The sequence below is a fragment of the Phytohabitans kaempferiae genome, from assembly GCF_042433955.1.
Classification (GTDB): Bacteria; Actinomycetota; Actinomycetes; order Mycobacteriales; family Micromonosporaceae; genus Phytohabitans; species Phytohabitans kaempferiae.
Window position 1 is genome coordinate 53,452 of sequence record NZ_JBHLUH010000050.1, and the last position, 22,777, is coordinate 76,228.

The following is a 22,777-nucleotide window of genomic DNA, read 5'->3' on the forward strand; positions in this document are numbered from 1 at the left end:
GACGCGAGGAAGAAAGGGAGAGACCGGTCAGCTCAGCTGACGTGTGGCCCGGCTATGCCTGGGGGGATCGCTATCTCGCACAGCGATCACCTCCACAGGTCGTCGGGGCTCAGAACCGTCGAACATCGTACACCGCGTGGGCACCGTTCGCCCGCCGCCCGCCCAGCGGCACGCGGCGGCGAGAAGCGCGGCGAACAACGGCAACCAGGCCAGCCGCGCGCCGACCCAGGCGAGGCCGTCCGGCGCGGTGTGCAGGCCGGGTACGGGGGCGCCGCCGCTGAGCCACGCAACCGCCGTCGTCGCCGCGATGAGCGCGCTCTGGTGCCACAGGTAGACGGGCATCGCGGCCCGGTTGAGCGCGGCCACGACGGGCGGTGTGGCGCGGCGGTTGAGCCACGGCCGGACGAGCAGTGCCACGCCGATCTGCGCCGCCGCGAGCGCCACCGTGAAGAGCGACGGGGGCGAGAGGTTGGAGCGGCCGTCGCCGGGTACGCCGACCGCGCTCGCCGGATAGCCCAGCCACAGCACCAGGATCGCCAGCGCCGCCACGCCACCGGCGAGCAGGGCGAGGCCCGTGCCGCGGCTGGCCAGGCGGCCGGTGGCGAGCGCCACGCCGAGCGTGTACGGCACCAGCCACGCCGCCACCACCGTCAGCGGCAGCGCGCCGAGCCCGGCGTCGGCGAGCGCGACCACCGCGAGGGCGGGCAGGACGACCGCGGCGGGTCCGGCCCGCTCGACGGTACGGCGCAGCGGGCCGGTGAGCGCGAGCAGCCCGACGAACGGCAGCAGGAACCACAGTGGACTCACGACGAGCGTGGCGACCGTGTCGAGCGTCACGCCGGGTACGCCGGCCACCGCGGCGAGGAGCAGCGCGGCACTCCACAGTGCACCGAGCCCGGCGACCGGCAGGGCGAGGCGGGTCAGGCGCCGGGGGAGGGGGCGGGACGAGCGGGCGGCCGCGTACCCGCCGGCGAAGAAGAACAGCCCGAGCGTCTGGAGCAGCCAGGTGACCGGCGCGAACGACGGCAGCGCGCGCAACGGGCTGGCCTGCACGAGCCCGCCGTCCGGGCCGAGGACGAGGCCGGTCACCAGCCAGTGGCCCAGCACCACGCCGGCGATCGCCACCGCGCGGACGGCGTCGATCGCGCGGTCCCGCTCGCCACTCACCGGGCCACCGCCCCGGCGCCGTCCGCCACGATGCCCGCCACCGCCGGGAGCGTGGCTGAGCCGTCGGTCAGGTAGCCGTCGTGCCGCGAGACTCCCGCCGTGGGCAGTTCGCGGGCGCCGAAGGAGTCCGTCGCGGGGCGTGTGCCCAGACCGAGGGCGAAGAGGCGGACCTCGGGGACGAGGCGGATCCAGTCGTGCGGCGACTCGGCCGCCCATACCCGGGCGGTGGTGCCCAGGTCGGCGGCGCGGTCGGCGCCCATGCCCGGTGCGCCCAGCGCGACGAGGTCGGTCACCTGGGCGGGCAGCGTGGCCGCCGCCAGGCCGACGACGATCGCGCCGTAGCTGTGGCCGATCAGCGTGACCCGTACGTGCGGGCGGCCGGCGACCAGCCTGGAGACGTAGCCGCTCAGCGCCGCCGCGCCAGCCCGCGCCCGATCCTCGCGCGCCGCGTCGGGGCCCAGCCCGCCCGGCGGCCGGTAGCCCAGCCAGGCCACGACCGCGACGTCTCCGGGCGGGGCGAGGCGGCCAGCGGAGCCGTACAGCGAGCGGGCCATGACGCCGGTCGTGGTCGCGAGGTTCGCCGGGGTGGTGCCCACGCCGGGCACGAGGATGGCGATGCCGTCCGCTGTGGACGGTTGGCCGAGCACGTCGACGGTGGTGGCCACCGGGACCGGGGCGCCGGCGTGGTGGGCCGGAGTGGCGAGCAGGGCACCGAGCAGAGCGGTCGTGGCCGCGTACCGTATCCGCTTCATGCCCGGAAGCGTGGGTCGAGGGCCGCGCGGTCCGCGTCGGTCCGCGGTGGGCTCTTCCCTCTAGGACCGTGGTGCTACTCGCCGGCGGCGACCAGACCTGTCTCGTACGCCAGCACGACCGCCTGCGCCCGGTCGCGCAGGTCGAGCTTGGCGAGGATCCGCCCCACGTGGGTCTTCACGGTCTGCTCGGCGACCACGAGCTCGCCGGCGATCTCGCCGTTGGAGCGCCCGCGCGCGATGAGGCGCAGCACCTCGGTCTCCCGGGGCGTGAGTGCGGCGAGCGCGGTGGGCCGCGGGCGGTCGCGCGTGGGACGGGCGGCGAACTCGGCGATGAGCCGCCGGGTCACCGAGGGCGCCAGCAGCGCCTCGCCGCCGGCGACCACGCGCACCGCGTGCACCAGGTCGGCGGCGGGCGCGTCCTTGAGCAGGAAGCCGGAGGCGCCCGCGCGGAGCGCCTCGTAGACGTAGTCGTCCAGGTCGAAGGTGGTGAGGATCAGGATCCGCGGCCGCTCGCTCCCCGCCGGGCGGTCGCCCACCAGCCGGCGGGTCGCCTCCAGGCCGTCGAGCACAGGCATGCGGACATCCATGAGTACGACGTCCGGGTCGAGCCGGCGGGCGGCGGTGACCGCGTCGGCGCCGTTTTCCGCGTCGCCGACCACCAGCAGGTCGGGCTGGGCGGCGAGCAGCGCGCCGAAGCCCTGCCGCACCATCGCCTGGTCGTCGGCGATGAGGACGCGGATCACGCGGCACCTCTGTAGGGCAGCCGCGCCGCCACGGTGAAACCCCCGTCGGCGCTCGGCCCGGCGGTCAGCTCGCCGCCGAGCAGCGTGGCCCGCTCCCGCATGCCGGCGATGCCGTGCCCCGCGCCGGCCACCGCGGGCGGCGCGGAGGTCGGGGGTCCATTGTGGATACGCACGCTCAGGTCGGCGGTCCACGGGCGGATCTCCACGCGCACGGCCGCGCCCGGCGCGTGGCGGCTCGCGTTGGCCAGGGCCTCCTGCACGATCCGGTACGCGGCCAGCCCCACCGCCTCCGGTGGCGGCTCGCCCTCGGCCACGTCGAGCGTGGCGCTCACGCCGGCCCGCCGCGCGGCGGTCACCAGCTCGGGCACGTCGGCGAGCCCCGGCTGCGGCGCGGTCAGCGGCGCGCTGTCCTCACTGCGCAGCACGCCGAGCAGCCGCCGCATGTCGGTGAGCGCCGTGCGGGCCGCCCCGGCGATCGCGCCGAACTCGGCCCGGGCCGGCTCGGGCAGGTCGGGAAGGCGGTACGGTGCGGTCTCCGCCCGCACCGCGATCATTGACATGTGGTGGGCGACCACGTCATGCATCTCCCGCGCGATCCGGGTCCGTTCCTCCAGCACCGTACGCCGGGCCTTCTCCAGCTCGCTCATCTCGGACTGCTCGGCGAGCTGGGCGCTGAGCGTGCTGCGGCTGCGGGCGTACCTGCCGATGACGTCGGCGACCAGCGTCACGCCGACGAAGAGCAGCGTGATGCCGGCGACATTGGACGGCGGTACGAAGATCCAGACCGGGACCAGGGTGAGCAGCCCCATCCACACCAGCACCGGCCGTTCCACGCGGGCGCCCACGACGAGCAGGACCAGCAGGATGATGACGACGTGCGCCGGGCTCCACGGCCAGACCTCCGCCGGATCGCTGTTGAACGTGCCGAAGAGCGCGCTGACGAGCATCGACCGCCAGGCCCAGAGCGGGCGGCTGAGCAGGAAACCGAGCGGGAGCACGGTCAGTAGGGCGATCAGCGTGCCGGTGAGGGCCGGGAGGTCGCGGGTCTGGATGAGGTACTGCGTGGTGGCGACCGTCACGCCGGCCAGGGCGATCCCGCCGAGCAGCGGTGCGAGCGGGGCGAGGCGTGGCCACCGCGGCCGGACCTGGACCGGTGGATAGTCCGGCCCGGCGACGAGGCGTTTGAGCCCGCTCCAAGCGCGCAACGAGGCAGAGGCCACATCAGCAGGTTACGTTGTGTGATCGATCGCGTCGTACCGCCGTGGTGTGATCTCCCGCGTCATACCCCGGTAGTGTCTGGGCGTCGGCGACGACGCCAAGCGGAGTGCGACGAGGAGTGGAGGAGTCACCATGGCCCGCACCGTGCTGGTGACCGGGGGCAACCGGGGGATCGGCCTGGCGATCGCGCAGGCGTTCGCGAAGCAGGGAGACCGGGTGGCGGTGACCCACCGCGGCAGTGGCGTGCCGGACGACCTCTTCGGCGTCCAGTGCGACATCACCGACGCGGCCGCCGTCGACGCCGCCTTCGGCACGGTCGAGGCGGAGCTGGGCCCGGTCGAGGTGCTGGTGGCCAACGCCGGCATCACCGAGGACACGCTGTTGCTGCGGATGTCCGAGGAGCAGTTCACGAAGGTGATCGACACCAACCTCACGGGGGCCTACCGGCTCGCCAAGCGGGCGGCCAGCAAGATGCTGCGGGCCAAGTGGGGCCGGATGATTTTCATCTCCTCGGTGGTCGGGCTCTACGGCTCCCCGGGGCAGGTCAACTACGCGGCGAGCAAGGCCGGACTGGTCGGCGTCGCCCGGTCGATCACCCGTGAGCTGGGCAGCCGTAACATCACGGCCAACGTGGTCGCGCCCGGCTACGTCGAGACCGACATGACCGCGGCGCTGTCCGACGACCGCAAGGCCGACTACCAGAAGCTGATCCCGGCTGGTCGCTTCGCCACTCCGGACGAGATCGCCGGTGCGGTGACCTGGCTGGCCGGCGACGCGGCCGGATACGTCTCAGGTGCGGTCATTCCGGTCGACGGCGGCCTCGGCATGGGCCACTGATTTCTCGCTAGGGAGAGGTGTGTAGGTGTCAGGACTGCTCGCCGGCAAGCGGCTGCTCATCACCGGCGTCATCACCGATCAGTCGATCGCGTTCTCGACCGCGAGGCTCGCCCAGGAGCAGGGCGCGACGGTCGTGCTGACCGGCTTTGGCCGGCTGTCGCTGGTGGAGCGGATCGCCAAGCGGCTGCCCCAGCCGACGCCGGTCATCGAGCTCGACGTGCAAAACGCCGAGCAGCTCGCCGGGCTGGCCGACAAGGTGCGCGAGCACGTCGACGGGCTCGACGGTGTGGTGCACTCGATCGGCTTCGCGCCGCAGAGCTGCCTGGGCGGCGGCTTCCTCGACGCGCCCTGGGAAGACGTGAGCACCGCGCTGCACGTCTCCACCTACTCGTACAAGTCGCTCGCGATGGCCGCGCTGCCGCTGATGGGGCGGGGCGGCTCGGTGGTGGGGCTGACCTTCGACGCGCAGTACGCCTGGCCGGTGTACGACTGGATGGGCGTCGCCAAGGCCGGCCTCGAATCGGCGTCCCGCTACCTCGCGCTGCACCTGGGCAAGCAGGGCATCCGCAGCAACCTCGTCTCCGCTGGCCCGCTGCGCACGATGGCGGCCAGGTCGATCCCGGGCTTCGAGCAGTTCGAGGACGAGTGGGTGAAGAAGGCGCCGCTCGGCTGGGACCTCGGCGACCAGGAGGCGGCCGCCAAGGCGGTCCTCGCGCTGCTCTCCGACTGGTTCCCGGCCACCACCGGGGAGATCGTGCACGTCGACGGCGGGTTCCACGCGGTAGGTGCCTGAGGTGAGCGAGCGGGGCTCGCGGTGCCGGACCGCGACGGCGGTGAGCGAGCGAGCGAGGAGAGGCTGAAGGTGTACGACGCGCTGCTGCTGGTCTCGTTCGGCGGACCGGAGCACCCCGACGACGTGCTGCCGTTCCTGGCCAACGTGACGCGCGGCCGTGGCGTACCGCCCGAGCGCCTCGCCGAGGTGGCCGAGCACTACCAGCACTTCGGCGGGGTCTCACCGATCAACCAGCAGTGCCGCGACCTGCGCCAGGCGCTCGAACGGGGCACCGACCTGCCGGTGTACTGGGGAAACCGCAACTGGCATCCGATGCTCGCCGACACGGTGGCGCAGATGCGCGACGACGGGGTCGAGCACGTGGTCGCGTTCGTGACCAGCGCGTACGGCGGCTACTCCTCGTGCCGGCAGTACCTGGAGGACATCGCCGCGGCGCGAGCGGCGGTGGGCCCCTCCGCGCCGGAGATCGACAAGCTGCGGCACTTCCACGACCATCCGGGCTTCGTCGAGCCGCACGCCGACGCGGTGCGGGCGGCGCGGGCCACGCTCCCGCCCGGAGGCACCGTCCGCGTGGTGTTCACGGCGCACTCGATACCCACGTCGATGGCCGCCACCGCGGGCCCCGAGGGCGGCCGGTACGAGGCGCAGCTTCGCGAGACCGCCGCCCTGGTCTCCGCCGCCGGCGCGCCGGACCTGCCGTGGGACCTCGTGTGGCAGAGCCGCAGCGGCCCGCCGCACGTGCCGTGGCTCGAACCAGACGTCAACGACCACCTCGCCGCGCTCGCCGCCGACGGGGTCACCGGTGTGGTGGTGAGCCCGATCGGCTTCGTCTCGGACCACCTCGAGGTGGTCTGGGATCTCGACAACGAGGCCGCGACCACCGCCAAGAGCCTCGGGCTCGACTTCGCGCGCGCCGCCACGCCCGGCACCGACCCGCGTTTCGTCGCGATGGTGCACGATCTCGTGCGCGAGCGCGTGGAGGGGTCGTCCCGGCGATCTCGGTTGGGTACCCTTCCGCTCTGGGACGCGTGTCCCGCGGGCTGCTGTCCACCACCGCGCAGGGGGCCGTCTCGTGAGTGACCGAAAGCCGATCGAGAGCTGGCTCACCGACATGGACGGTGTGCTGGTGCACGAGGGTCAGCCGATCCCCGGCGCGCCCGAGTTCATCAACCGGCTGCGTGCCTCGGGCAAGCCGTTCCTGGTGCTGACCAACAACTCGATCTACACGCCGCGCGACCTCCAGGCCCGGCTGACCCGGATGGGGTTCGAGGTCCCCGAGCGGTCGATTTGGACGGCCGCGCTGGCGACCGCGCAGTTCCTGGCCGACCAGCGGCCGGGCGGCACGGCGTACGCGATCGGCGAGGCGGGACTCACCACGGCGCTGCACGCGGTGGGATACGTGCTGAGCGACTTCGCCCCCGACTACGTGGTGCTGGGGGAGACCCGCACGTACAGCTTCGAGGCGATCACCAAGGCCGTGCGGCTGATCAACGACGGTGCCCGGTTCATCTGCACCAACCCCGACCCGACCGGCCCGTCCGCCGAGGGCGCGCTACCGGCGGCGGGGTCGGTGGCCGCGATGATCTCCAAGGCGACCGGCGTCGAGCCGTACTTCGTGGGCAAGCCCAATCCGATGATGATGCGGTCGGCGCTCAACACGATCGAGGCGCACTCGGAGAGCACCGCGATGATCGGCGACCGGATGGACACCGACGTGCTCTGCGGGCTGGAGGCGGGGCTGGAGACGATCCTCGTGCTCACCGGGATCAGCACGCGGGCGGAGGCGGAGCGTTACCCGTACCGGCCGTCCCGCATCGTGGAATCAGTGATCGACCTGCTCGACGAGGTCTGAGCGCCGGGTCAGTGAGCTGACCGTCCACTTAGTCAGGGGGCGAGCGGCGCGTTGCAGGCCGCGACGAGCGCGCGGCGGCAGGCGGTCGTGAGTGGACGGAGGGCCGCGTCGCGCTCCTGCGCCTCGTATCCGTTGACCGCACCGCCCGGCGCGGCGTGCTCGGCCAGTGCCAGCACGCGATCGAGCACGCTGGCGCGGGCGAAGAGGCGGCGGGCCCGCGGATCGAAGCCGGGCGGCAGGTCGACGCCCGCGTCGGGGCGGCGCAGCGCGGCCAGCGCACCGGCCAGCTCGGGCCGCCACTGCGCCACGTCGAGCCGGGTCAGCCGGGCGGTCGCCTCGGCGAGCGCGGCGGAGAGGTCGGCCTCGGCCTCGGCGGTGCCCGGCTCGCCACCGGAGGCGCCCGGCGCGGGCGCGGGCAGCGGATAGACCCGCCACAGCACCGTCTCGAAGGTCACTCCGGACCCGGACGTGTGGCTGCGCACCTCGGGGATCAGGCCCAGGTCGGCGGCGACCACGGCCTCGCCCGCGACCAGTGCCGCGCCCGCGAACGGCCCGGGGCCGGGCAGCCCGCGCGGGTCGCCGGGCGCCGGCAGCACCAGCCGGATCTCGTCGGGGCGCAGCTTGGACAGGGTGGGCAGCGCCTCACGGAGCGACACGTCGGTCCAGGTGCCGGGCGCGTCGGCGACAAGGTGCTCCTCGTCACCGGCGATCTCGTCGGCGACCTCGTCGAACGGCACCAGCCCGGCGCGCCACGCGCGGACCCAGGCCACGAACCGGCTGGACCGGCGCGCCGCGAGGGTCGCCGCGCCTGCTGCGGGAGACATGCGGCAAGAGTACGTGCTGGCCGCTGCCCTGTCTCGGGTGCGGCGCGTCTGCGTGGCATGCCGCACCGGCGGGGTTAGCGTCGCGAGGCGCGAGCGAGCCACCTGGCTCGGCGATTTTTTGTGACGAGGGCCGGCAGGCTCAGTGATTTGTGACGAAGGGCGCGAGCGACGGGAGGACAGTATGTATGGGGAGGACGTACTGGCGGGAAACTGGCGCCGCCGCAAGGTCGTGCCCGAGGTCGACGCGGAGATGGACCTGGTCGTGGAGGACGCCGACTCGGGATTCTGCGGCGCTGTCGTGGGATTCGAGTACGGTGCCGTGGTGCTGGAGGACCGGCACGGCAAGCGACGCAACTTTCCCCTCGAACCGGCGGCGTTCCTGCTCGACGGCCAGCCGGTGACCCTGCGGAAGCCGGCGCCGGCCGCCGCGCCGGTCAGCCGCCGCCGCACGGCTTCCGGTTCGATCGCCGTGGAGGGGGTACGGGCACAGGTCGCCAAGGCCAGCCGGATCTGGGTCGAGGGCGTGCACGACGCCGCGATGGTGGAACGGATCTGGGGCGACGACCTGCGCGTCGAGGGCGTGGTCGTGGAGCCGCTGGACGGGATCGACGGGCTGGCCGAGGCGGTACGCGACTTCGCGCCCGGCCGGGAGCGGCGGCTCGGCGTGCTCGTCGACCACCTGGTGCCGGGCTCGAAGGAGAGCCGCATCGTGGCCGGCGTGACGTCGCCGTACGTGCTCGTGACCGGACACCCCTACGTGGACATTTGGCAGGCGGTCAAGCCGCAGCGGCTGGGCATCCGGGCGTGGCCGGTGGTGCCGCCGGGCCGGCCGTGGAAGGAGGGCGTGTGCGCCGCCCTCGGTGTGGCCGATCCGGCGGACATGTGGCGACACATCATGTCCAAGGTGGACAGTTTCCACGATGTGGAAACGCCGCTGATCAACGCGATGGAGCGCCTGATCGACTTCGTGACCGTACCGGCTGACTGAGCGGTCAGCCGAGCACGATCGAGTCGCCCTCCACCGTCACCGGCTGGGCGGCCAGTGCGCTGCGCGCGGGTCCGGTGAGCACCGAGCCGTCGGCGGCGGAGAAGTGGCTGCCGTGGCAGGCGCAGACGATCCTGTCGCCCTGTACCTGGGAGACGAGGCAGCCCTGGTGCGGGCAGCGCGCGCTGAACGCCTTGAACTCGCCGGCCGCCGGCTGGGTCACGACCACCGCCTGCTCGGTGAAGATCTTGCCGCTCCCGACCGGGATGTCGGCGGTGCTGGCGAGCGCCTCGGTGGCCGGGGCGTCCCCGCTCGCCGAGGGTGCCGCGCCAGTCGTGGGCGCCGCGCCGGTCCCGGGGGTCGAGTCCGCCGGCTCGTCGTCGCCACCGCAGGCGGCCAGGACGCCGGCCGCGCCCACGCCCAGCGCCCCGGCGGCGAGTACGCGGCGTCGGGCCATCAGGCTTGGTTGAGCGTTCACCTTCTCCATGGCGCCCAGCATGTCCGCCATGCCTGGACGAGTCCTGTGCCGAACCTGTGAATCCCCTGAATTAGCCGAGCTGACCTGCGTCTTTGGTGAAGACGAAGGTGGCGATGTCGAGTGCCACGGCCCCGCCCGCGGGGTCTCGCCGCACCAGGAGCGTCTCCCCGTCGTTGCTGCCCGAATGGCAGCGCCACCGGTCGGCGCCCTCCGGCGTGAACCGCCACGGCTCCCGGCCGGCGCGGGTGATGACCAGCTCGCCGCCCTCCCAGGTGGCGTCGTGCGCCAGCCCCATCCACCACCAGCGTCCGCACAGCTCGGCCACCTGTGGCGGCGGGGGCGCGGCGGGGCGCCACGGCGCGGGCGGGGCCGGCTCGCGGTCGAGCACCTCGACGAGCGCGTCGAAGGCGAGTTGGCCGAGCGGGAAGCCGTAGGCGTTGGCGTACCCCACGATGCCCGTGCGCGAGGGGCGGTGGACGGCGACGACGGCCACGTACCCCGGCATGGAGCCCCCGTGCCCGACCAGGACGCGCTCGCCGCGGCGGTACAGCTCGAGTCCGAGGCCGTGCCCCCCGGACCAGTTCTCTGGCTCGACGGCGACCGGCACGCACATCTCGGCCAGCGTCTCGGGCGCGAGCACCTCGGGCACCGGCTCGGCCAGGAAGGCGGCCCACCGGGCCAGGTCGGTGAGCGTCGACCAGAGCTGCCCGGCCGGTGCCATCGCGCCGGTGTCGGTGCGCGGCTCCTCGTGCGCCGTGCCGTGCAGGGGATGGACGACGTAGCCGGGCGCGAACGGCTCGTGCGGATGGTACGTGGTGCGCAGCATCGACAGGGGGGCGAGCACCTGCTCGGTCAGCAGCTCGATCCAGGGCTTGCCGGCGACCCGCTCCAGCACGGCGCCGAGCAGGCCGTACGCCAGGTTGGAGTAGTGGTACGTCCGGTGTGGAGGGTGGGCGAGCTTCTCCGGCGTGAGCCCGGCCAGCAGCGCGTCGATGTCGGTGCCGTTCGTCCGCTCCCACCAGCCGGCGCTGTCCGGCTCGCGCTGGAGCCCGGAGGCGTGTCCCATCAACTGACGGATCGTCACGCTTCCCACCGGTGTGCCGGGCAGATGGCGGTAGAGCAGGTCGTCGAGGGCCAGTCGCCCCTCGTCGCGCAGCCGCATGACGAGCGTGGCGGTCATCGTCTTGGTGATCGACCCGATCCGGTACTGCGTGCCCGGGTCCGGCGCGGGCTGGTCGCCGGCCCCGGTGGCGTACGCCAGGCCGCCGTCCCGCACCACGCCGAGCACCACCGAGGGCGTGCGCCCCCGTGCCTGAGCCTCCGCGGCCAGCAGGTCGATCCGCCGGGTCGTCTCCGGTAGCAGCCCCATGATCCGTACCTCCTGATGGTGGTCAACGGTCATCGGGCGCCGACGTTACCGTCCGGCGATTCGCCGGACGTGCGCTGACGTGCCACGATCGAGGGGTGGATGCTGTTCTCTGGATCGTTCTGGGCGTCTTGCTCGCGGTCGCCGAGATGTTTACGTTCACGTTCGTTTTCATAATGCTCTCGACCGGCGCGTTCGCCGCCGCGGTCGCCGCAGGGCTTGGTGCGGGCGTGCCCGTGCAGGCTGCGGTCTTCGCCATCGTTTCCGCGCTCACGCTGGTCGCGGTGCGTCCGGTGATCCGTCGCCACCGGCTGGCGCGGCTGGAGGTCGATGAGACACCGATGGGCGTGGAGGCCATCGCCGGCTCGACCGGTCTCGTTCTCGAGCAGGTCGACGCGGAGCACGGGTTGGTCAAAATCGAGGGAGAGTTGTGGACCGCTCGTTCGTACGACGCCACGCAAGTGCTGGAGCCGGGCGAGCGAGTAAGGGTCATCGAGGTCAAGGGCGCCACCGCCATGGTTTGGCGGGACATATGACCGGGGGTAAGGATAGATGGAAGTAGTCATCGCGATCGTCGTCGCGTTCCTCGCGGTGTTCGTGGCGATCACTCTGATTCGCGCGGTGCGGATCGTGCCGCAGCAGCGCAATTTCGTGGTCGAGCGGCTGGGTCGCTACCAGCGCACGCTCCGGCCAGGGCTCAACGTACTGGTACCGTTCATAGACTCGGTGCGCACGAAGGTCGACCTGCGCGAGCAGGTCGTCAGCTTCCCGCCCCAGCCGGTGATCACCTCGGACAACCTCGTGGTCTCGATCGACACGGTGTTGTACTTCAAGGTGGTCGACCCGGTCCGGGCGACATACGAGATCAGCAATTTCCTCCAGGCGATCGAGCAGCTCACGGTCACTACGCTGCGTAACGTGATCGGTTCGCTCGACCTGGAGAAGGCGCTCACCAGCCGCGAGGAGATCAACCGGCACCTGTCCGGCGTCCTCGACGAGACCACCGGTCGGTGGGGCATCAAGGTGACCCGCGTCGAGATCAAGGCGATCGAGCCGCCGCCGAGCATCCGCGACTCGATGGAGAAGCAGATGCGCGCCGAGCGCGACCGCCGCGCCGCGATCCTCAACGCGGAGGGGCACAAGCAGGCGCAGATCCTCACCGCCGAGGGCGAGAAGCAGGCGGCGGTGCTCCGGGCCGACGGTGACCGGCAGGCCCGCATCCTCCAGGCCGAGGGTCAGGCGAAGGCGATCCGCACGGTCTTCGACGCGATCCACACCTCGAACCCGAGCCAGAAGGTGCTGGCGTACCAGTACCTCCAGGCGCTGCCGCAGATTGCCAACGGCCAGGCCAACAAGGTGTGGATCGTCCCGGCCGAGCTGACCAAGGCGCTGGAGGGCCTCGGTGGTGCGCTGGGCGGCCTCGCCGGTACGGCCGACGACGCCCCCACGGCGTCGGTGGACGCGGGCGCGGTGGAGCGCGAGGCGGCGGAGGCGGCCAAGGCCGCGGCGGCCGCGGCGCAGGAGGTGCAGCACGAGGTGAAGGTGGCGGAGCAGCAGGTCAGCGGCGACGGGCCGCGTGGTCTGCCGGCGCCCGAGCCGGTGGCTCCGTCCGACCTGCTCGACTCCACGCCTGCGCCGGATCGAGAGCGCGCCTGATTCGTCGGAATCATCCGCTTGGCGCCCCGGCGACTGCCATGATCTACACACACATGGTGGTTGCCGGGGCGCCGGCGCGTTCCGGCCGCGGGGAAGGCGGTCAGGCGATGACGAACGCCACGAGACACACGCGGCCGGCGGCTTCGACCGCGCGGTCGTCCCCGGTACGCGTGGTGTCCCGAACCGACGCGGGAGTCGCCGTCGTCGCGGCCGCCGCCCCGGGGCACTCGCCGATCGGCCCGGTCACCAACGCCACGTGGGCGTGGTCCGTACGCCGCTTCGCCCGCGCGCTGATGTGGACGCTGCCCGGGTACGCGGTGGCGTACGGCGCGATCACGCTCGGCCGGTGGGACGGCGTGACCCCGCTCCCGTACCTGGAGAACGGCCGCGCCTTCCACCTCGTCGGCTGGGTCGTCGCGGTCTGGCTGGGCGTGATGGCGCTGTTCGCGCTCGCCGGGCTGCTGGCCGCCGCGCGCAGCCGCCGCTTCGCCGCGATCGGGCTGATGGTCGGGCTGGCCGGTGCGGTGCTGTGGCTGCCGTTCGCCGTGCTCCCCGCCGACACGCCCGTCTATGGCCTCGACGCCCGTACGCTCTCGCTGGCCGGCGGCGCTGTCTACTCGGCCGGCTGGCTGCTGGCCGGCTGGGCGGTCGTGCACTCCGGGCTGTTCAACAGGTCGGACGGCCTGTTGCTGATGCTGGCCGCCCCGATGGTGGGCATCGCCGGGCTGCTCGTCGGTCCACTCCAGACGGTCGGTGCCCTCTTCACGCTGGCCGCGGGCATCGGCATGGCCTGGACGGCCGGCCGCTTCGTACCGAGCGTCCACGCCACGCCGCCGGAGCGTACGAGCGCGGCGGCCGCCGGCGCCAGCGCGGTGGCGGCGCAGGTGGTCACGACCGGCGGCGTGAACTGACCCTGCTTGTCCAGTCGCCGACAGTTGCTTGCCCGGGACGGTGCGCGGATACAGCCTGAGTCCGAATAGGACCAAGCGCGTCGTCCGAAAGAGGCTGCATGGCGAATCCGGCCAGGGTGCACCTGACGCCTGACCAGATGTCCACCGCGGTCGCCACCGGACGGCTGGACCTGACCCGAAAGAACCTGACGGCGCTGCCGGACGAGATCTTCGACCTGCCGGACCTGACCGAGCTGATCCTTTACGACAACCGGCTGACCGCGCTGCCGGCCCGGATCGGCGAGCTGAAAACGCTGACGAAGCTGGTGGTGCAGGGCAACCGCCTGCGGCAGATCCCGCCCGAGATCGGCGAGCTGACCGATTTGCGGATGCTCGCCCTCGGCGACAACCGCCTCGCCGGCCTGCCGGACGAGCTGTGGCAGCTCACCAACCTGACCGAGCTGCTGCTGAGCGACAACCAGCTCACCGAGCTGCCACCGGACATCGCGCGCCTGGCCTCGCTGTCCCGGCTCGACCTGAGCTACAACGAGCTTCTCGCCCTGCCCCGCGAACTCGGCCGCCTGACCAACCTCCAGATCCTCGACCTGACCGGCAACCAGATCGCGACGATCCCGCCGGACATCGGCAAGCTCACCAACCTGCTGCGGCTGAGCTTTGGCTCCAACCGCCTGACGCTGCTGCCGTCCGAGGTCGGGCAGCTCGCCAACCTTCGCGAGCTGGACCTCCAGGGCAACCTGGTGACCACGCTGCCGGCTGGGCTCGCGCACGCGCTGCGCCGGGGCATGCGGGTCGTCGTGCGGGGCAACCCGCTCCAGGAGCCGCTGCCCGAGCTGCTCGCGCGAAGCACCGACGCGGTGGCCACCTACCTGGAGAGCCTGGAGACGGCGACCGCGCAGTACGAGGCCAAGATGATCCTGATCGGCGAGGGCAACGTCGGCAAGACCTCGCTGGCCGCCGCGCTCGACGACGCGCCGTTCGTGGCCGACCGCCCCACGACGCACGGCATCGAGGTCAGGTCGCTGGCCGTGCCGCACCCCATCACCGGGGCGGACATGACGCTGCGCGCCTGGGACTTCGGCGGGCAGGAGGTCTACCGGGCCACGCACCAGTTCTTCTTCAGCCGCCGGGCGCTCTACCTGGTGGTGTGGAACGCCCGCGAGGGGCAGGAGCAGAACGAGGTCGAGGGCTGGCTGCGGCGGATCCGGATCCGGGTCGGCAACGACGCCCGCGTGCTGATCGTCGCCACGCACTGCGACGAGCGCCGGCCCGAGCTGGACTACCCCCACCTGGAACAGATCTTCGGCGCGATGCTGCACGGCCGGTACAGCGTCGACAACGCCAGCGGTAACGGCATCTCCACGCTGCGCCTCGCGATCGCCGAGCAGGCGGCCAGCCTCCCGCACATGGGCCAGCTGCTCAGCAGCCGGTGGATCGCGGCCCGGGACGAGGTGCTCGCGCACGCGGGGGAGAAGCTCCAGATCGCGTACGCCGAGTTCGTGCGCGTGTGCCAGAAGCACCAGATGACCGAGGAGGAGGCGTCCACGCTGGCCGACCTCCTGCACGACCTCGGCCAGATCATCTACTACGGCGACGACGACGGGCTGCGCGAGTTCGTCGTACTCAACCCCGAGTGGCTGACCAAGGCGATCGGCTACGTGCTGGAGGACGAGGCGACCCGGCAGGCGCAGGGCGTGCTCGACCACGCCCGGCTGCGGGACATCTGGCGCAAGCGGCCGGACTGGCCGGCGTACACGACGCAGTTCCATCCGTACTTCCTGCGGCTCATGGAGAAGTTCGACGTCTCGTACCGGCTGGAGGGCCCCGGGTACCGCAGCCTGGTCGCCCAGCTCGTGCCGTACGAGCGCCCGGCGCTCAGGTGGGGGCTGCGCACGCCGGTACCGCCGGGGCAGCGGGCCCTGACGCTGGTGTGCGAGACCAACGAGCCGGCGCCGGGGCTGATGGCGTGGCTGACGGTCCGCCACCACCGGGCGTCGGTGGGGCGGCACTGGCGGACCGGCGTCTTCCTGCGGAACCCGGTCTCGGCGTACGACTCCGAGGCGCTGGTGGAGCTGACCACCGACCGCCAGCTCGTCGTGCAGGTACGGGCGCCCTCGCCGGACCTGTTCTTCAACGTGATCCGGGACAGCATCGAGGACCTGCTGCACCGGTGGCCGGGCATGACCTACCGGCTCTACATCCCGTGCCCGACCAGCTCGTCGGTGGGCAAGGTCTGCCCCGAGCGCTTCTCCCTCGACGGCCTGCTGCGCCTGCGCGAGCACGGGCACACCACGCGCACCTGCGAGGGGTGCGTGATCGAGTACGACATCTCGTACCTGCTGACCGGGTTCGCGCTGCCCAGCCATCCGCTCAAGTCGGACTTCGACCGGCTCAGCGGGGAGATCCGCGCGGTGGGGCGGGGCGTCGACGAGCTGCGCCGGTACGCGGCCGACATCGCCAACGCCATGCACCTGATGCTCAAGGCGGTCGCGGTCGAGGTCGACGACTGCCCCCGCCTGTTCACGGTGACCGACGCGTCGGCCGGCGTTCTCCGGCGCCGCCACCACCGGGTCACGCTCTGGTGCGAGCACCCCGGGCAATGGCACGTCGTGCCGGAGGCGGTGTACGAGGTCCGCAAGCCGCCCCGGTGGCTGCTGGAGATCGCCCCGTACGCCAACCTTGTCTTCAAGGCGCTGCGGCTGGCGTTCCCGGTCGCCTCCCGGATCGCCGCGGTGGTCTTCTCCGAGGAGCAGTTCAAGCAGAGCGAGCGGGAGCTCCAACTGATGGAGGCGATCATCGACCGCCTCCCGCCCAACATGGTCAGCGGCGGCTGGGAGATCGAGACGCCCGGCGCCGCCAGCAAGCTCACCCTCGCCGAGGGGCAGGCACTTCGGGCGCTGCGGCAGCTGCTGCGCGAGCAGGACCCGGCGCGGGGGTACGGCGCGCTGCGGCGAGCCATGGCGGAGACCGGCGAGTTCCTGTGGGTCTGCCCGCGCCACTACGCCGAGTACGACCCGGGCCTGCCGACGATCCCGGGCGCGTAGGAGGGCGGCCCGGCGGGGTCGGCAGAATGCTCCCGTGGAGCTGATCACGGACCCCGACGACGAGCGGATCGCGGACTACCGGGCGCTGACCGACGTGGAGCTGCGCACGCGGTGGGAGCCGCCGCACGGGCTGTTCATCGCCGAGGGGGAGCTGGTGCTGCGGCGGGCGCTGCGGGCCGGCTACCAGCCGCGCTCGTACCTGCTCGACGAGAAGCGCGTGGCACAGCTCGCCGACCTGACCGGGGACAGTGCGCCGGTCTACGCGGCCAGCCAGGAGGTGCTGGAGCGGGCGACCGGCTTCCACGTGCACCGGGGCGTGCTCGGGTCGTTCCACCGGAAGGCGCTGCCGGGCGCGGAGGAGGTGCTGCGCCAGGCTCGGCGGGTCGCGATCCTCGAGGACGTCAACAACCACACCAACCTGGGGGCGGTGTTTCGCGGCGCGGCGGCGCTCGGGATCGACGGGGTGCTGCTCTCGCCATCCTGCGCCGACCCGCTCTACCGGCGGAGCGTACGGGTCAGCATGGGTGAGGTGTTCGCGGTGCCGTACGCGACGTTGGCGCCCTGGCCGGGAGGGCTCGACGACGTGCGGGAGGCCGGGTACGCGGTGCTGGCGATGACGCCGGCGCCGGACGCGGTGCCGATCCAGCGACTCACCGCGGCCGAGCGGGCCCGGCCGGCGCTGCTGCTCGGGGCCGAGGGGCCGGGGCTGTCGCGGGCGGCCATCGCGGCCAGCGACAAGCGGGTCGTCATCCCGATGCGGCGCGGGGTCGACTCGCTCAACGTGGCGGCGGCCGCCGCGGTCGCCTTCTGGGAACTCGGCCGCGAAGACTGAGTAGCGTGATCTTGTGTTTCCCACCGTCCGTGACATCGTCGCCCTCGACCCGGTACGCCACGGCCAGCCGCGCGTCGTCGCCGGGGAGAGCGGGCTGGACCGGCCGGTGCGGTGGGTACACGCGGCGGAGGTACCGGACATCGCGACCCTCCTGCGCGGCGGCGAGCTGGTCCTCACCACCGGCATCGGGCTGCCCGCCGACGACGCGGGGATCCGGGCCTTCATCGCCGACCTGGACGAGGTGGGCGTGGCCGGGCTCGTGGTCGAGCTGGGGCGGCGGTACACGGGCAGCGTCCCGAAGGTGATGGTCGCGGCCGCCCAGCGCCGCGGGATGCCGCTGGTGGAGCTGCGCCGGACCACGCCGTTCGTCCGGATCACCGAGGCGGTGCACGCGCTGATCGTGGACGCCCAACTCACCGAGCTGCGGGCCACCGAGGAGATCCACCAGCGCTTCACCGAGCTGTCCGTCGAGGGGGCCGAGCCGGCCGAGGTGGTGCACCAGGCCGCCACGCTGGCCGGCTGCCCGGTCGTGCTGGAGAACCTCGCCCGGCAGGTGCTCGCGTACGACACCGCGGGCGACAGCGCCGAGCTGCTGCTGGACGGCTGGGAGCAGCACTCGCGGCGGATCCAGCCGGGGGGCCGCACCGCGTACGACGCCGACGCCGGCTGGCTGGTCACCACCGTCGGCGCGCGGGGGCAGGACTGGGGGCGTCTGCTGGCCCGCTGGGCGGGGGAGGGGCCGCCACCGACCCGCCTCTCCATCCTGCTCGAACGCGCCGCCTCCACGCTCGCGCTCGGCCGCCTCATCCGCCGCGACGCCGAAGGGCTGGAGCACCAGATCCACCGCACCCTGCTCACCGCCCTGCTCGACCACGCCCGCCCGGTGGACGAGGTGGCGCTGCGGGCCCGCGCGCTCGGCGTACCGCTGGATCGGCGGCACCTGGTCGGCGTGGTCGTACGCGACCGGGACGAGGAGTCGGGGGTCGACGCCGCCCGCGTCCGCGACCTGGCCGAGGCGGTGAGCCAGGCGCTGCGCGAGGCGACGCTGGCCGGACTCGCCGGCCCGCTCGACGATCACGCCGTGGGCGCGCTGGTCGCGTTGCCCACGGCCGCGGACGACGACCGGTCGCTCGCCGCCTTCGCCGCCGCCCTGCACCGGGTACGGGGTGAGTCCGCGCCCGCGGTCGTCGTCGCGGCCGGCTCGCGGGTCGAGGCGCTGCGGGACGCCCGCCGCTCCCTGGTGGAGGCCCAGCAGGTGGCCGCCGCGGCGCGGCACGGGCGGCGGGACGTACCAGTCTTCCGGCTGCCGCACGTCGGGCTGGCCGGGCTGCTGCACCTGCTCCGCGACGAGCCGCGGTTGCAGACCTTCGTGGAACGGGAGCTGGGCGAGCTGCTCGCGTACGACGCGCGGCATCCCCGGGACCGGCTGCTCGGCACGCTGCGGGCGTACCTGGACAGCGGGCGCAACAAGTCGGCGGCGGCCGCCGCGGCGCACCTGTCCCGGCCGGCGTTCTACGAGCGGCTCGCCCGCATCGAGCGGATCCTCGACGCCGACCTGGACGCCGTCGACACCTGCCTCTCCCTGCACGTCGCGCTGCTCGCGCTGGACGCCGTGCGGGAGTCGAAGCCGAAGCCCTGACGCCGGGCGCTCAGGCCCTGACCAGCTCCGCGAAGGCCGCCGGTACGTAGTGCGGCCCGCCGGGGGTGAAGACGTCGGAGCCGGCGGCGGCCGCCCACGCGGCGCCGGGGACCGCGGCGGCCAGCTCCGCCACCACCGGCGCGCCGGCCCACTCGGCGCTGTCGCGGAGCAGGCTCAGCGCCACCACCGACTCCTCGACCTCGCCCACGCACTCGAACGGCTTGTGCCCGTCGAGCCCCAGCAGCTCCTTGTATCCCGGGATCTGCGTCTCGTCGGCGAGCAGGTCGGCGCCGAAGATGGCGACCAGCCGGGCACGCGGCATGAAGGGGGCCATCGCCAGGAAGACGAAACGGCACTTGGGACAGTGGCCGCACCACCGGGCGCTCGCGTCGCGCAGCTTGAACGCGGCGTTGCAGCTCGTCACCACCTCGTCGTACGCGGTGTGCGCGGCGAACAGGCGGGCGATGTGCAGCTCGGAGAGGGGGCGGAGCAGCGAGAAGTACGCGTCGGCGAGCCCGGCGTGCGCGGCCAGCGCGCCCCGCAGCAGCCCTTCCGCCTCGACGCCCTTGGACCACTGGTGGTTGATCTCGTGTCCGTTCCACACCAGGTTGGGGTCGGAGGCGGAGCGCTCGTTGGACATCACCACCGGGCCGAGCCCGTGCAGCACGGCGGTGGCGACGGCGATCAGCGAGTTGACCGCGGTGACCGGGATGTGGCCGTTGAGCGCGCCGGCCGCGTTGAGCTCGAACAGCTTCGGGTCGATCTTGCGGCGTGCGGCGAGCGGGGCCAGCCCCGAGGCGGCGAAGACCGACTGGATCACCCAGTTGGGGTTGATCGCGAACGGCACCGGGTCGAGCCCGCCGCGCCGCAGCGCCTCCAGCGTGACGATCGAGTCCTTGCCGCCGCCGACCGGGCTGAGCGGGCGCCGGCCCGCCACGGAGACCGGGGACGCGACCGGCTCGGCGGCCGGCGCCGACACGCGCAGCGACAGCACGTGCGGCAGGTCGTTGCGGTACGCGTACTCCGCCATGCCCTTGGTGTAGACGGCGTCGAGCAGGGCCGCGGCGGGCGGGCTCAGCGGCGTGGTGGTCGTGATCTCGGGCGGCGCGCCGACCTTGAAGTAGCTCACCCCGGCGACGAGGTGCAGCAGCTCGAGCACGCGGTGGAAGGCGGCCGGCGGCTCGCCGTCGACCGTGGGGAAGGTGATCGTCTCGGCGAAGTCGAGCCCGTCCAGCGCGTACGGCAGCGTGGCGACCCCGGTCGCCGGGTCGAACGTGAGCGCGGGAAAGGACAGCCGCCGGAAACTGGTCTCGAGCACACGCAATACTAGGCCCGATACCGTCTACCAACTCGCTTTGGGAGCACACGTGCGCCTGGCTGATCTGCGTGGCCGTTCCGTCGCGGTCTGGGGATCGGGGCGCGAGGGGGTGGCCGCGGCCGCGGCGATCTCGGCCCACGGGCCGGCCCGCCTCGTCGCCGTCGACGACACGGTCAACTTCCTCTCGCTCGACTGGTCGGAGAGCAGGGCGAAGGACGTGCCGCTGGTAACCGGCGAGGAGTGCCACGACGCGCTGATGGGCGCCGAGGTGATCGTGCGTTCGCCGGGCGTGCCGCAGACCCACCGGTGGATCGTCGAGGCGCGCGAGCGGGGGATCACGGTCACCGGCGGCACCGCGCTCTGGATGGCCGACCACGCGGCCGCGACCGTGGGCGTGACCGGCAGCAAGGGCAAGAGCACCACGTCCAGCCTGATCAGCCACCTGCTCGGCGGGGTCGGCCGCCCCAACGTCTTCGGCGGCAACATCGGCGTACCGCTGCTCGACCTGCCCGCCAGCGACCAGTACGTGCTGGAACTCTCCAGCTACCAGTGCAGCGACCTCACCGACTCGCCCCGCGTGGCGGTGGTGACCGCGCTCTTCCCCGAGCACCTGGACGCGCACGGCGGCGAGCGGGAGTACTACCGGGACAAGCTCAACCTCATCGCGCACGGCCCGCAGACCGTGGTGGTCAACGGGCTCGACGAGCGGCTGGCGGCGGAGCTGGGCGACCGGCCGGCGGTGCGCGCCGGGCTGCCCGACTCGTACCACGTGCGGGACGGCGTCGTACACCGCGCCGGCAGGCCCCTCTTCGAGCGGGCGGTGCTGCCGCTGGTGGGGCGCCACAACGAGCGCAACCTCTGCGTGGCGCTCGCCGTGCTGGAGGCGCTCGGCGTCGACGTCGTCGCGGCCGCGGACGCCCTCGCCACGGCCGCCAAGAGCTTCGCCGCGCTGCCGCACCGGCTCACCGAGATCGACGACCCCTCCGGGCTCACGTTCGTCGACGACACGCTCGCGACCAGCCCGTACGCCTCGATGCACGCGATCGACGCGTACGACGGGCGGCCGCTCACCGTCATCGTCGGCGGCACCGACCGGGGGCTCGACTACACGCCGCTGCGCGAGCACCTGACCGGCCGCGAGCTGACCGTCATCGGCATCCCGGACAGCGGCGCGCGCATCGTGGCCGCGCTGGAAGGGCTGCCCGGCGTACGCACCGAGGTCGCCGGCGACCTGCTCGACGCGGTGCGGCTGGCCCGTACACTCACCCCGGCCGGCGGCGCGGTGCTGCTCTCACCGGCGGCCCCGAGCTACGGGCGGTTTCGCAACTTCGAGCACCGTTCGGAGGTCTTCGCCCAGGCGGTGCGGGACACCTCCGGGGCGTGACGGAGGCCACATCGGCGGGCCCTCCTACTGGCCGCCCAGCGCGGCGACCAGCAGGCGCATCGAGCGGATCGCGGACCTGATCTCCTGGAGGTAGCGGCCGGGCGTGAGTGTCGGCTCGGGCAGGGGCAGCTCGTCGCCGAGGCGGGGGTCCACGCCGACCGTGTCGACCGCGCAGCCGTACGGCAGGCCGAGTGTGCGCACCGCGTCGCAGTGCTGGAACGGTACGTAGATCGGCGCGGTCACCACCAGCAGGCGGTCGCCCTGCGCCAGGGCCGCCCGCCTGGCCCAGAAGCGCTGCGTGTCGGCGGTGTGCGCGCGGCGTACCCCCGGCTCGGACGACGGCGCCGCCAGGACCGCGACGCGCGGGCCGTCGGCGGGCGCGTAGGTGTGCACCGACCAGGAGCCGTCCGGGGCGTCGTCGATCTCGACCGGCTTCGTGACCCCGAACGCCCGCCGCACGCCCAGATCGAGCACGTCGACCTCGCTGCGGCAGCTCTCGACCGAGGGGAGCGCGCGCTCGGCGGGGGAGAGCGGGCGGAGGCTGCCCAGCACGCCCACGCCCTCGGCGGCGGTGCCCCGGCGCAGCAGGTGCGCGGTGTACGCGGTGCGGCGCAGGCAGGCGTGTGCCAGCCCGCCGAGCACCACCACGTACCTGTAGTCGCGGCGGGGCGGCGGCTTCGCGGAGACCATGCCGAGCGCGTCGGCGGAGGCTTCGACCAGCGTGGCCACCTCGGGCTCGAGGTCGGGCTCGCGGGCGTCGGGGCGCTCGCCACCGGCGCGGAAGTCCCAGTGCGTGGCCGAGAAGGCGTCGAGCCAGCCGAGCAGCGTGGGGCTGTCGCCGCCGGGCCACTGGCCGCCGAACGCGGTGACCAGGTCGCGCAGGGGCGGGGACGTGATCCAGCGAGCGACGCCGTCGAGCACGGCGGCCGGCTCGCCGGATGGGAGTGGGACCGGCTGCACGTGCACGGCAGGATCTTAACG

At 73.2% G+C, this 22,777-nt stretch carries 21 protein-coding genes; 12 read left to right on the forward strand and 9 right to left on the reverse strand.

Annotated features, from left to right (window positions below; all coding sequences use genetic code 11):
- Positions 1 to 27: 27 nt before the first annotated feature.
- The 4 genes from ACFFIA_RS23990 to ACFFIA_RS24005 form a co-directional block, all read right to left on the reverse strand.
- Positions 28 to 1,167 (reverse strand): acyltransferase family protein, encoded by a 1,140-nt coding sequence (locus ACFFIA_RS23990; protein ID WP_377253970.1) that lies wholly within the window; start codon positions 1,165 to 1,167, stop codon positions 28 to 30.
- Positions 1,164 to 1,919 (reverse strand): alpha/beta hydrolase, encoded by a 756-nt coding sequence (locus ACFFIA_RS23995; RefSeq protein WP_377253972.1) that lies wholly within the window; start codon positions 1,917 to 1,919, stop codon positions 1,164 to 1,166. Before ACFFIA_RS23995 ends, ACFFIA_RS23990 begins: the two co-directional genes overlap by 4 nt.
- 74 nt (positions 1,920 to 1,993) lie before the next feature.
- Positions 1,994 to 2,662, reverse strand: coding sequence for a response regulator (locus tag ACFFIA_RS24000; protein WP_377253974.1), 669 nt, complete (start codon positions 2,660 to 2,662; stop codon positions 1,994 to 1,996).
- The gene (locus ACFFIA_RS24005) at positions 2,659 to 3,882 is read right to left on the reverse strand and encodes a sensor histidine kinase (RefSeq protein WP_377253975.1); all 1,224 of its coding nucleotides are present in this window, start codon (positions 3,880 to 3,882) and stop codon (positions 2,659 to 2,661) included. The genes ACFFIA_RS24000 and ACFFIA_RS24005 overlap by 4 nt, the downstream gene beginning before the upstream one ends.
- 130 nt (positions 3,883 to 4,012) lie before the next feature.
- Between ACFFIA_RS24005 and fabG the strand changes: the two genes are divergently transcribed.
- From fabG to ACFFIA_RS24025, 4 genes are all read left to right on the forward strand, one after another.
- Positions 4,013 to 4,717, forward strand: coding sequence for a 3-oxoacyl-ACP reductase FabG (gene fabG, locus ACFFIA_RS24010; protein WP_377253977.1), 705 nt, complete (start codon positions 4,013 to 4,015; stop codon positions 4,715 to 4,717).
- Positions 4,718 to 4,742: 25 nt separating this feature from the next.
- The gene (fabI, locus tag ACFFIA_RS24015) at positions 4,743 to 5,510 is read left to right on the forward strand and encodes an enoyl-ACP reductase FabI (RefSeq protein ID WP_377253979.1); all 768 of its coding nucleotides are present in this window, start codon (positions 4,743 to 4,745) and stop codon (positions 5,508 to 5,510) included.
- A gap of 63 nt (positions 5,511 to 5,573) precedes the next feature.
- Positions 5,574 to 6,590 carry a ferrochelatase gene (locus tag ACFFIA_RS24020; protein WP_377254060.1) on the forward strand — a complete coding sequence of 339 codons (1,017 nt, stop codon included), beginning with the start codon at positions 5,574 to 5,576 and terminating at the stop codon, positions 6,588 to 6,590.
- On the forward strand, positions 6,583 to 7,362 hold the full coding sequence (locus ACFFIA_RS24025; protein WP_377253980.1) for an HAD-IIA family hydrolase: 780 nt from the start codon (positions 6,583 to 6,585) through the stop codon (positions 7,360 to 7,362). The genes ACFFIA_RS24020 and ACFFIA_RS24025 overlap by 8 nt, the downstream gene beginning before the upstream one ends.
- Positions 7,363 to 7,394: 32 nt before the next feature.
- Here ACFFIA_RS24025 and ACFFIA_RS24030 read toward each other — a convergent pair whose 3' ends face one another.
- A complete protein-coding gene (locus tag ACFFIA_RS24030; RefSeq protein ID WP_377253982.1) occupies positions 7,395 to 8,186 on the reverse strand; it encodes an Rv1486c family protein in 792 nt (263 codons plus the stop codon).
- A 181-nt stretch (positions 8,187 to 8,367) separates the two neighbouring features.
- Here ACFFIA_RS24030 and ACFFIA_RS24035 point away from each other — a divergent pair, with 181 nt between their 5' ends.
- Positions 8,368 to 9,174, forward strand: coding sequence for a DUF3097 domain-containing protein (locus tag ACFFIA_RS24035; RefSeq protein WP_377253984.1), 807 nt, complete (start codon positions 8,368 to 8,370; stop codon positions 9,172 to 9,174).
- A gap of 4 nt (positions 9,175 to 9,178) precedes the next feature.
- Here the strand turns inward: ACFFIA_RS24035 and ACFFIA_RS24040 are convergent, their stop codons facing one another.
- Entirely contained in the window at positions 9,179 to 9,679 is a 501-nt protein-coding gene (locus tag ACFFIA_RS24040) for a Rieske (2Fe-2S) protein (RefSeq protein ID WP_377253986.1), read from the reverse strand.
- Between the two features lie 40 nt (positions 9,680 to 9,719).
- Entirely contained in the window at positions 9,720 to 11,018 is a 1,299-nt protein-coding gene (locus ACFFIA_RS24045) for a serine hydrolase domain-containing protein (RefSeq protein ID WP_377254062.1), read from the reverse strand.
- A 95-nt stretch (positions 11,019 to 11,113) separates the two neighbouring features.
- Between ACFFIA_RS24045 and ACFFIA_RS24050 the strand changes: the two genes are divergently transcribed.
- The 6 genes from ACFFIA_RS24050 to ACFFIA_RS24075 all read left to right on the forward strand — a co-directional run bounded on the left by ACFFIA_RS24050 (position 11,114) and on the right by ACFFIA_RS24075 (position 19,094).
- Positions 11,114 to 11,551 (forward strand): NfeD family protein, encoded by a 438-nt coding sequence (locus tag ACFFIA_RS24050; RefSeq protein ID WP_377253988.1) that lies wholly within the window; start codon positions 11,114 to 11,116, stop codon positions 11,549 to 11,551.
- A 16-nt stretch (positions 11,552 to 11,567) separates the two neighbouring features.
- A complete protein-coding gene (locus tag ACFFIA_RS24055; RefSeq protein ID WP_377253989.1) occupies positions 11,568 to 12,671 on the forward strand; it encodes an SPFH domain-containing protein in 1,104 nt (367 codons plus the stop codon).
- Between the two features lie 173 nt (positions 12,672 to 12,844).
- Positions 12,845 to 13,582: a hypothetical protein gene (locus ACFFIA_RS24060; protein WP_377253991.1), complete on the forward strand. Its 738-nt coding sequence runs from the start codon at positions 12,845 to 12,847 to the stop codon at positions 13,580 to 13,582.
- A 98-nt stretch (positions 13,583 to 13,680) separates the two neighbouring features.
- A complete protein-coding gene (locus ACFFIA_RS24065) occupies positions 13,681 to 16,623 on the forward strand; it encodes a COR domain-containing protein (protein ID WP_377253993.1) in 2,943 nt (980 codons plus the stop codon).
- A 34-nt stretch (positions 16,624 to 16,657) separates the two neighbouring features.
- Positions 16,658 to 17,455, forward strand: coding sequence for a TrmH family RNA methyltransferase (locus tag ACFFIA_RS24070; RefSeq protein WP_377253995.1), 798 nt, complete (start codon positions 16,658 to 16,660; stop codon positions 17,453 to 17,455).
- Between the two features lie 13 nt (positions 17,456 to 17,468).
- Positions 17,469 to 19,094 (forward strand): PucR family transcriptional regulator, encoded by a 1,626-nt coding sequence (locus tag ACFFIA_RS24075; RefSeq protein WP_377253997.1) that lies wholly within the window; start codon positions 17,469 to 17,471, stop codon positions 19,092 to 19,094.
- A 10-nt stretch (positions 19,095 to 19,104) separates the two neighbouring features.
- Here ACFFIA_RS24075 and ACFFIA_RS24080 read toward each other — a convergent pair whose 3' ends face one another.
- Positions 19,105 to 20,412 (reverse strand): MurL-like N-terminal domain-containing, encoded by a 1,308-nt coding sequence (locus ACFFIA_RS24080; protein ID WP_377253999.1) that lies wholly within the window; start codon positions 20,410 to 20,412, stop codon positions 19,105 to 19,107.
- A 49-nt stretch (positions 20,413 to 20,461) separates the two neighbouring features.
- On the opposite strand from ACFFIA_RS24080, the gene murD reads away from it, so the two are divergent.
- Positions 20,462 to 21,796 (forward strand): UDP-N-acetylmuramoyl-L-alanine--D-glutamate ligase, encoded by a 1,335-nt coding sequence (gene murD / locus ACFFIA_RS24085; protein WP_377254001.1) that lies wholly within the window; start codon positions 20,462 to 20,464, stop codon positions 21,794 to 21,796.
- 24 nt (positions 21,797 to 21,820) lie between these two features.
- On the opposite strand, the gene ACFFIA_RS24090 is transcribed toward murD, so the two are convergent.
- The gene (locus ACFFIA_RS24090; RefSeq protein WP_377254003.1) at positions 21,821 to 22,762 is read right to left on the reverse strand and encodes a hypothetical protein; all 942 of its coding nucleotides are present in this window, start codon (positions 22,760 to 22,762) and stop codon (positions 21,821 to 21,823) included.
- Positions 22,763 to 22,777: the final 15 nt, after the last annotated feature.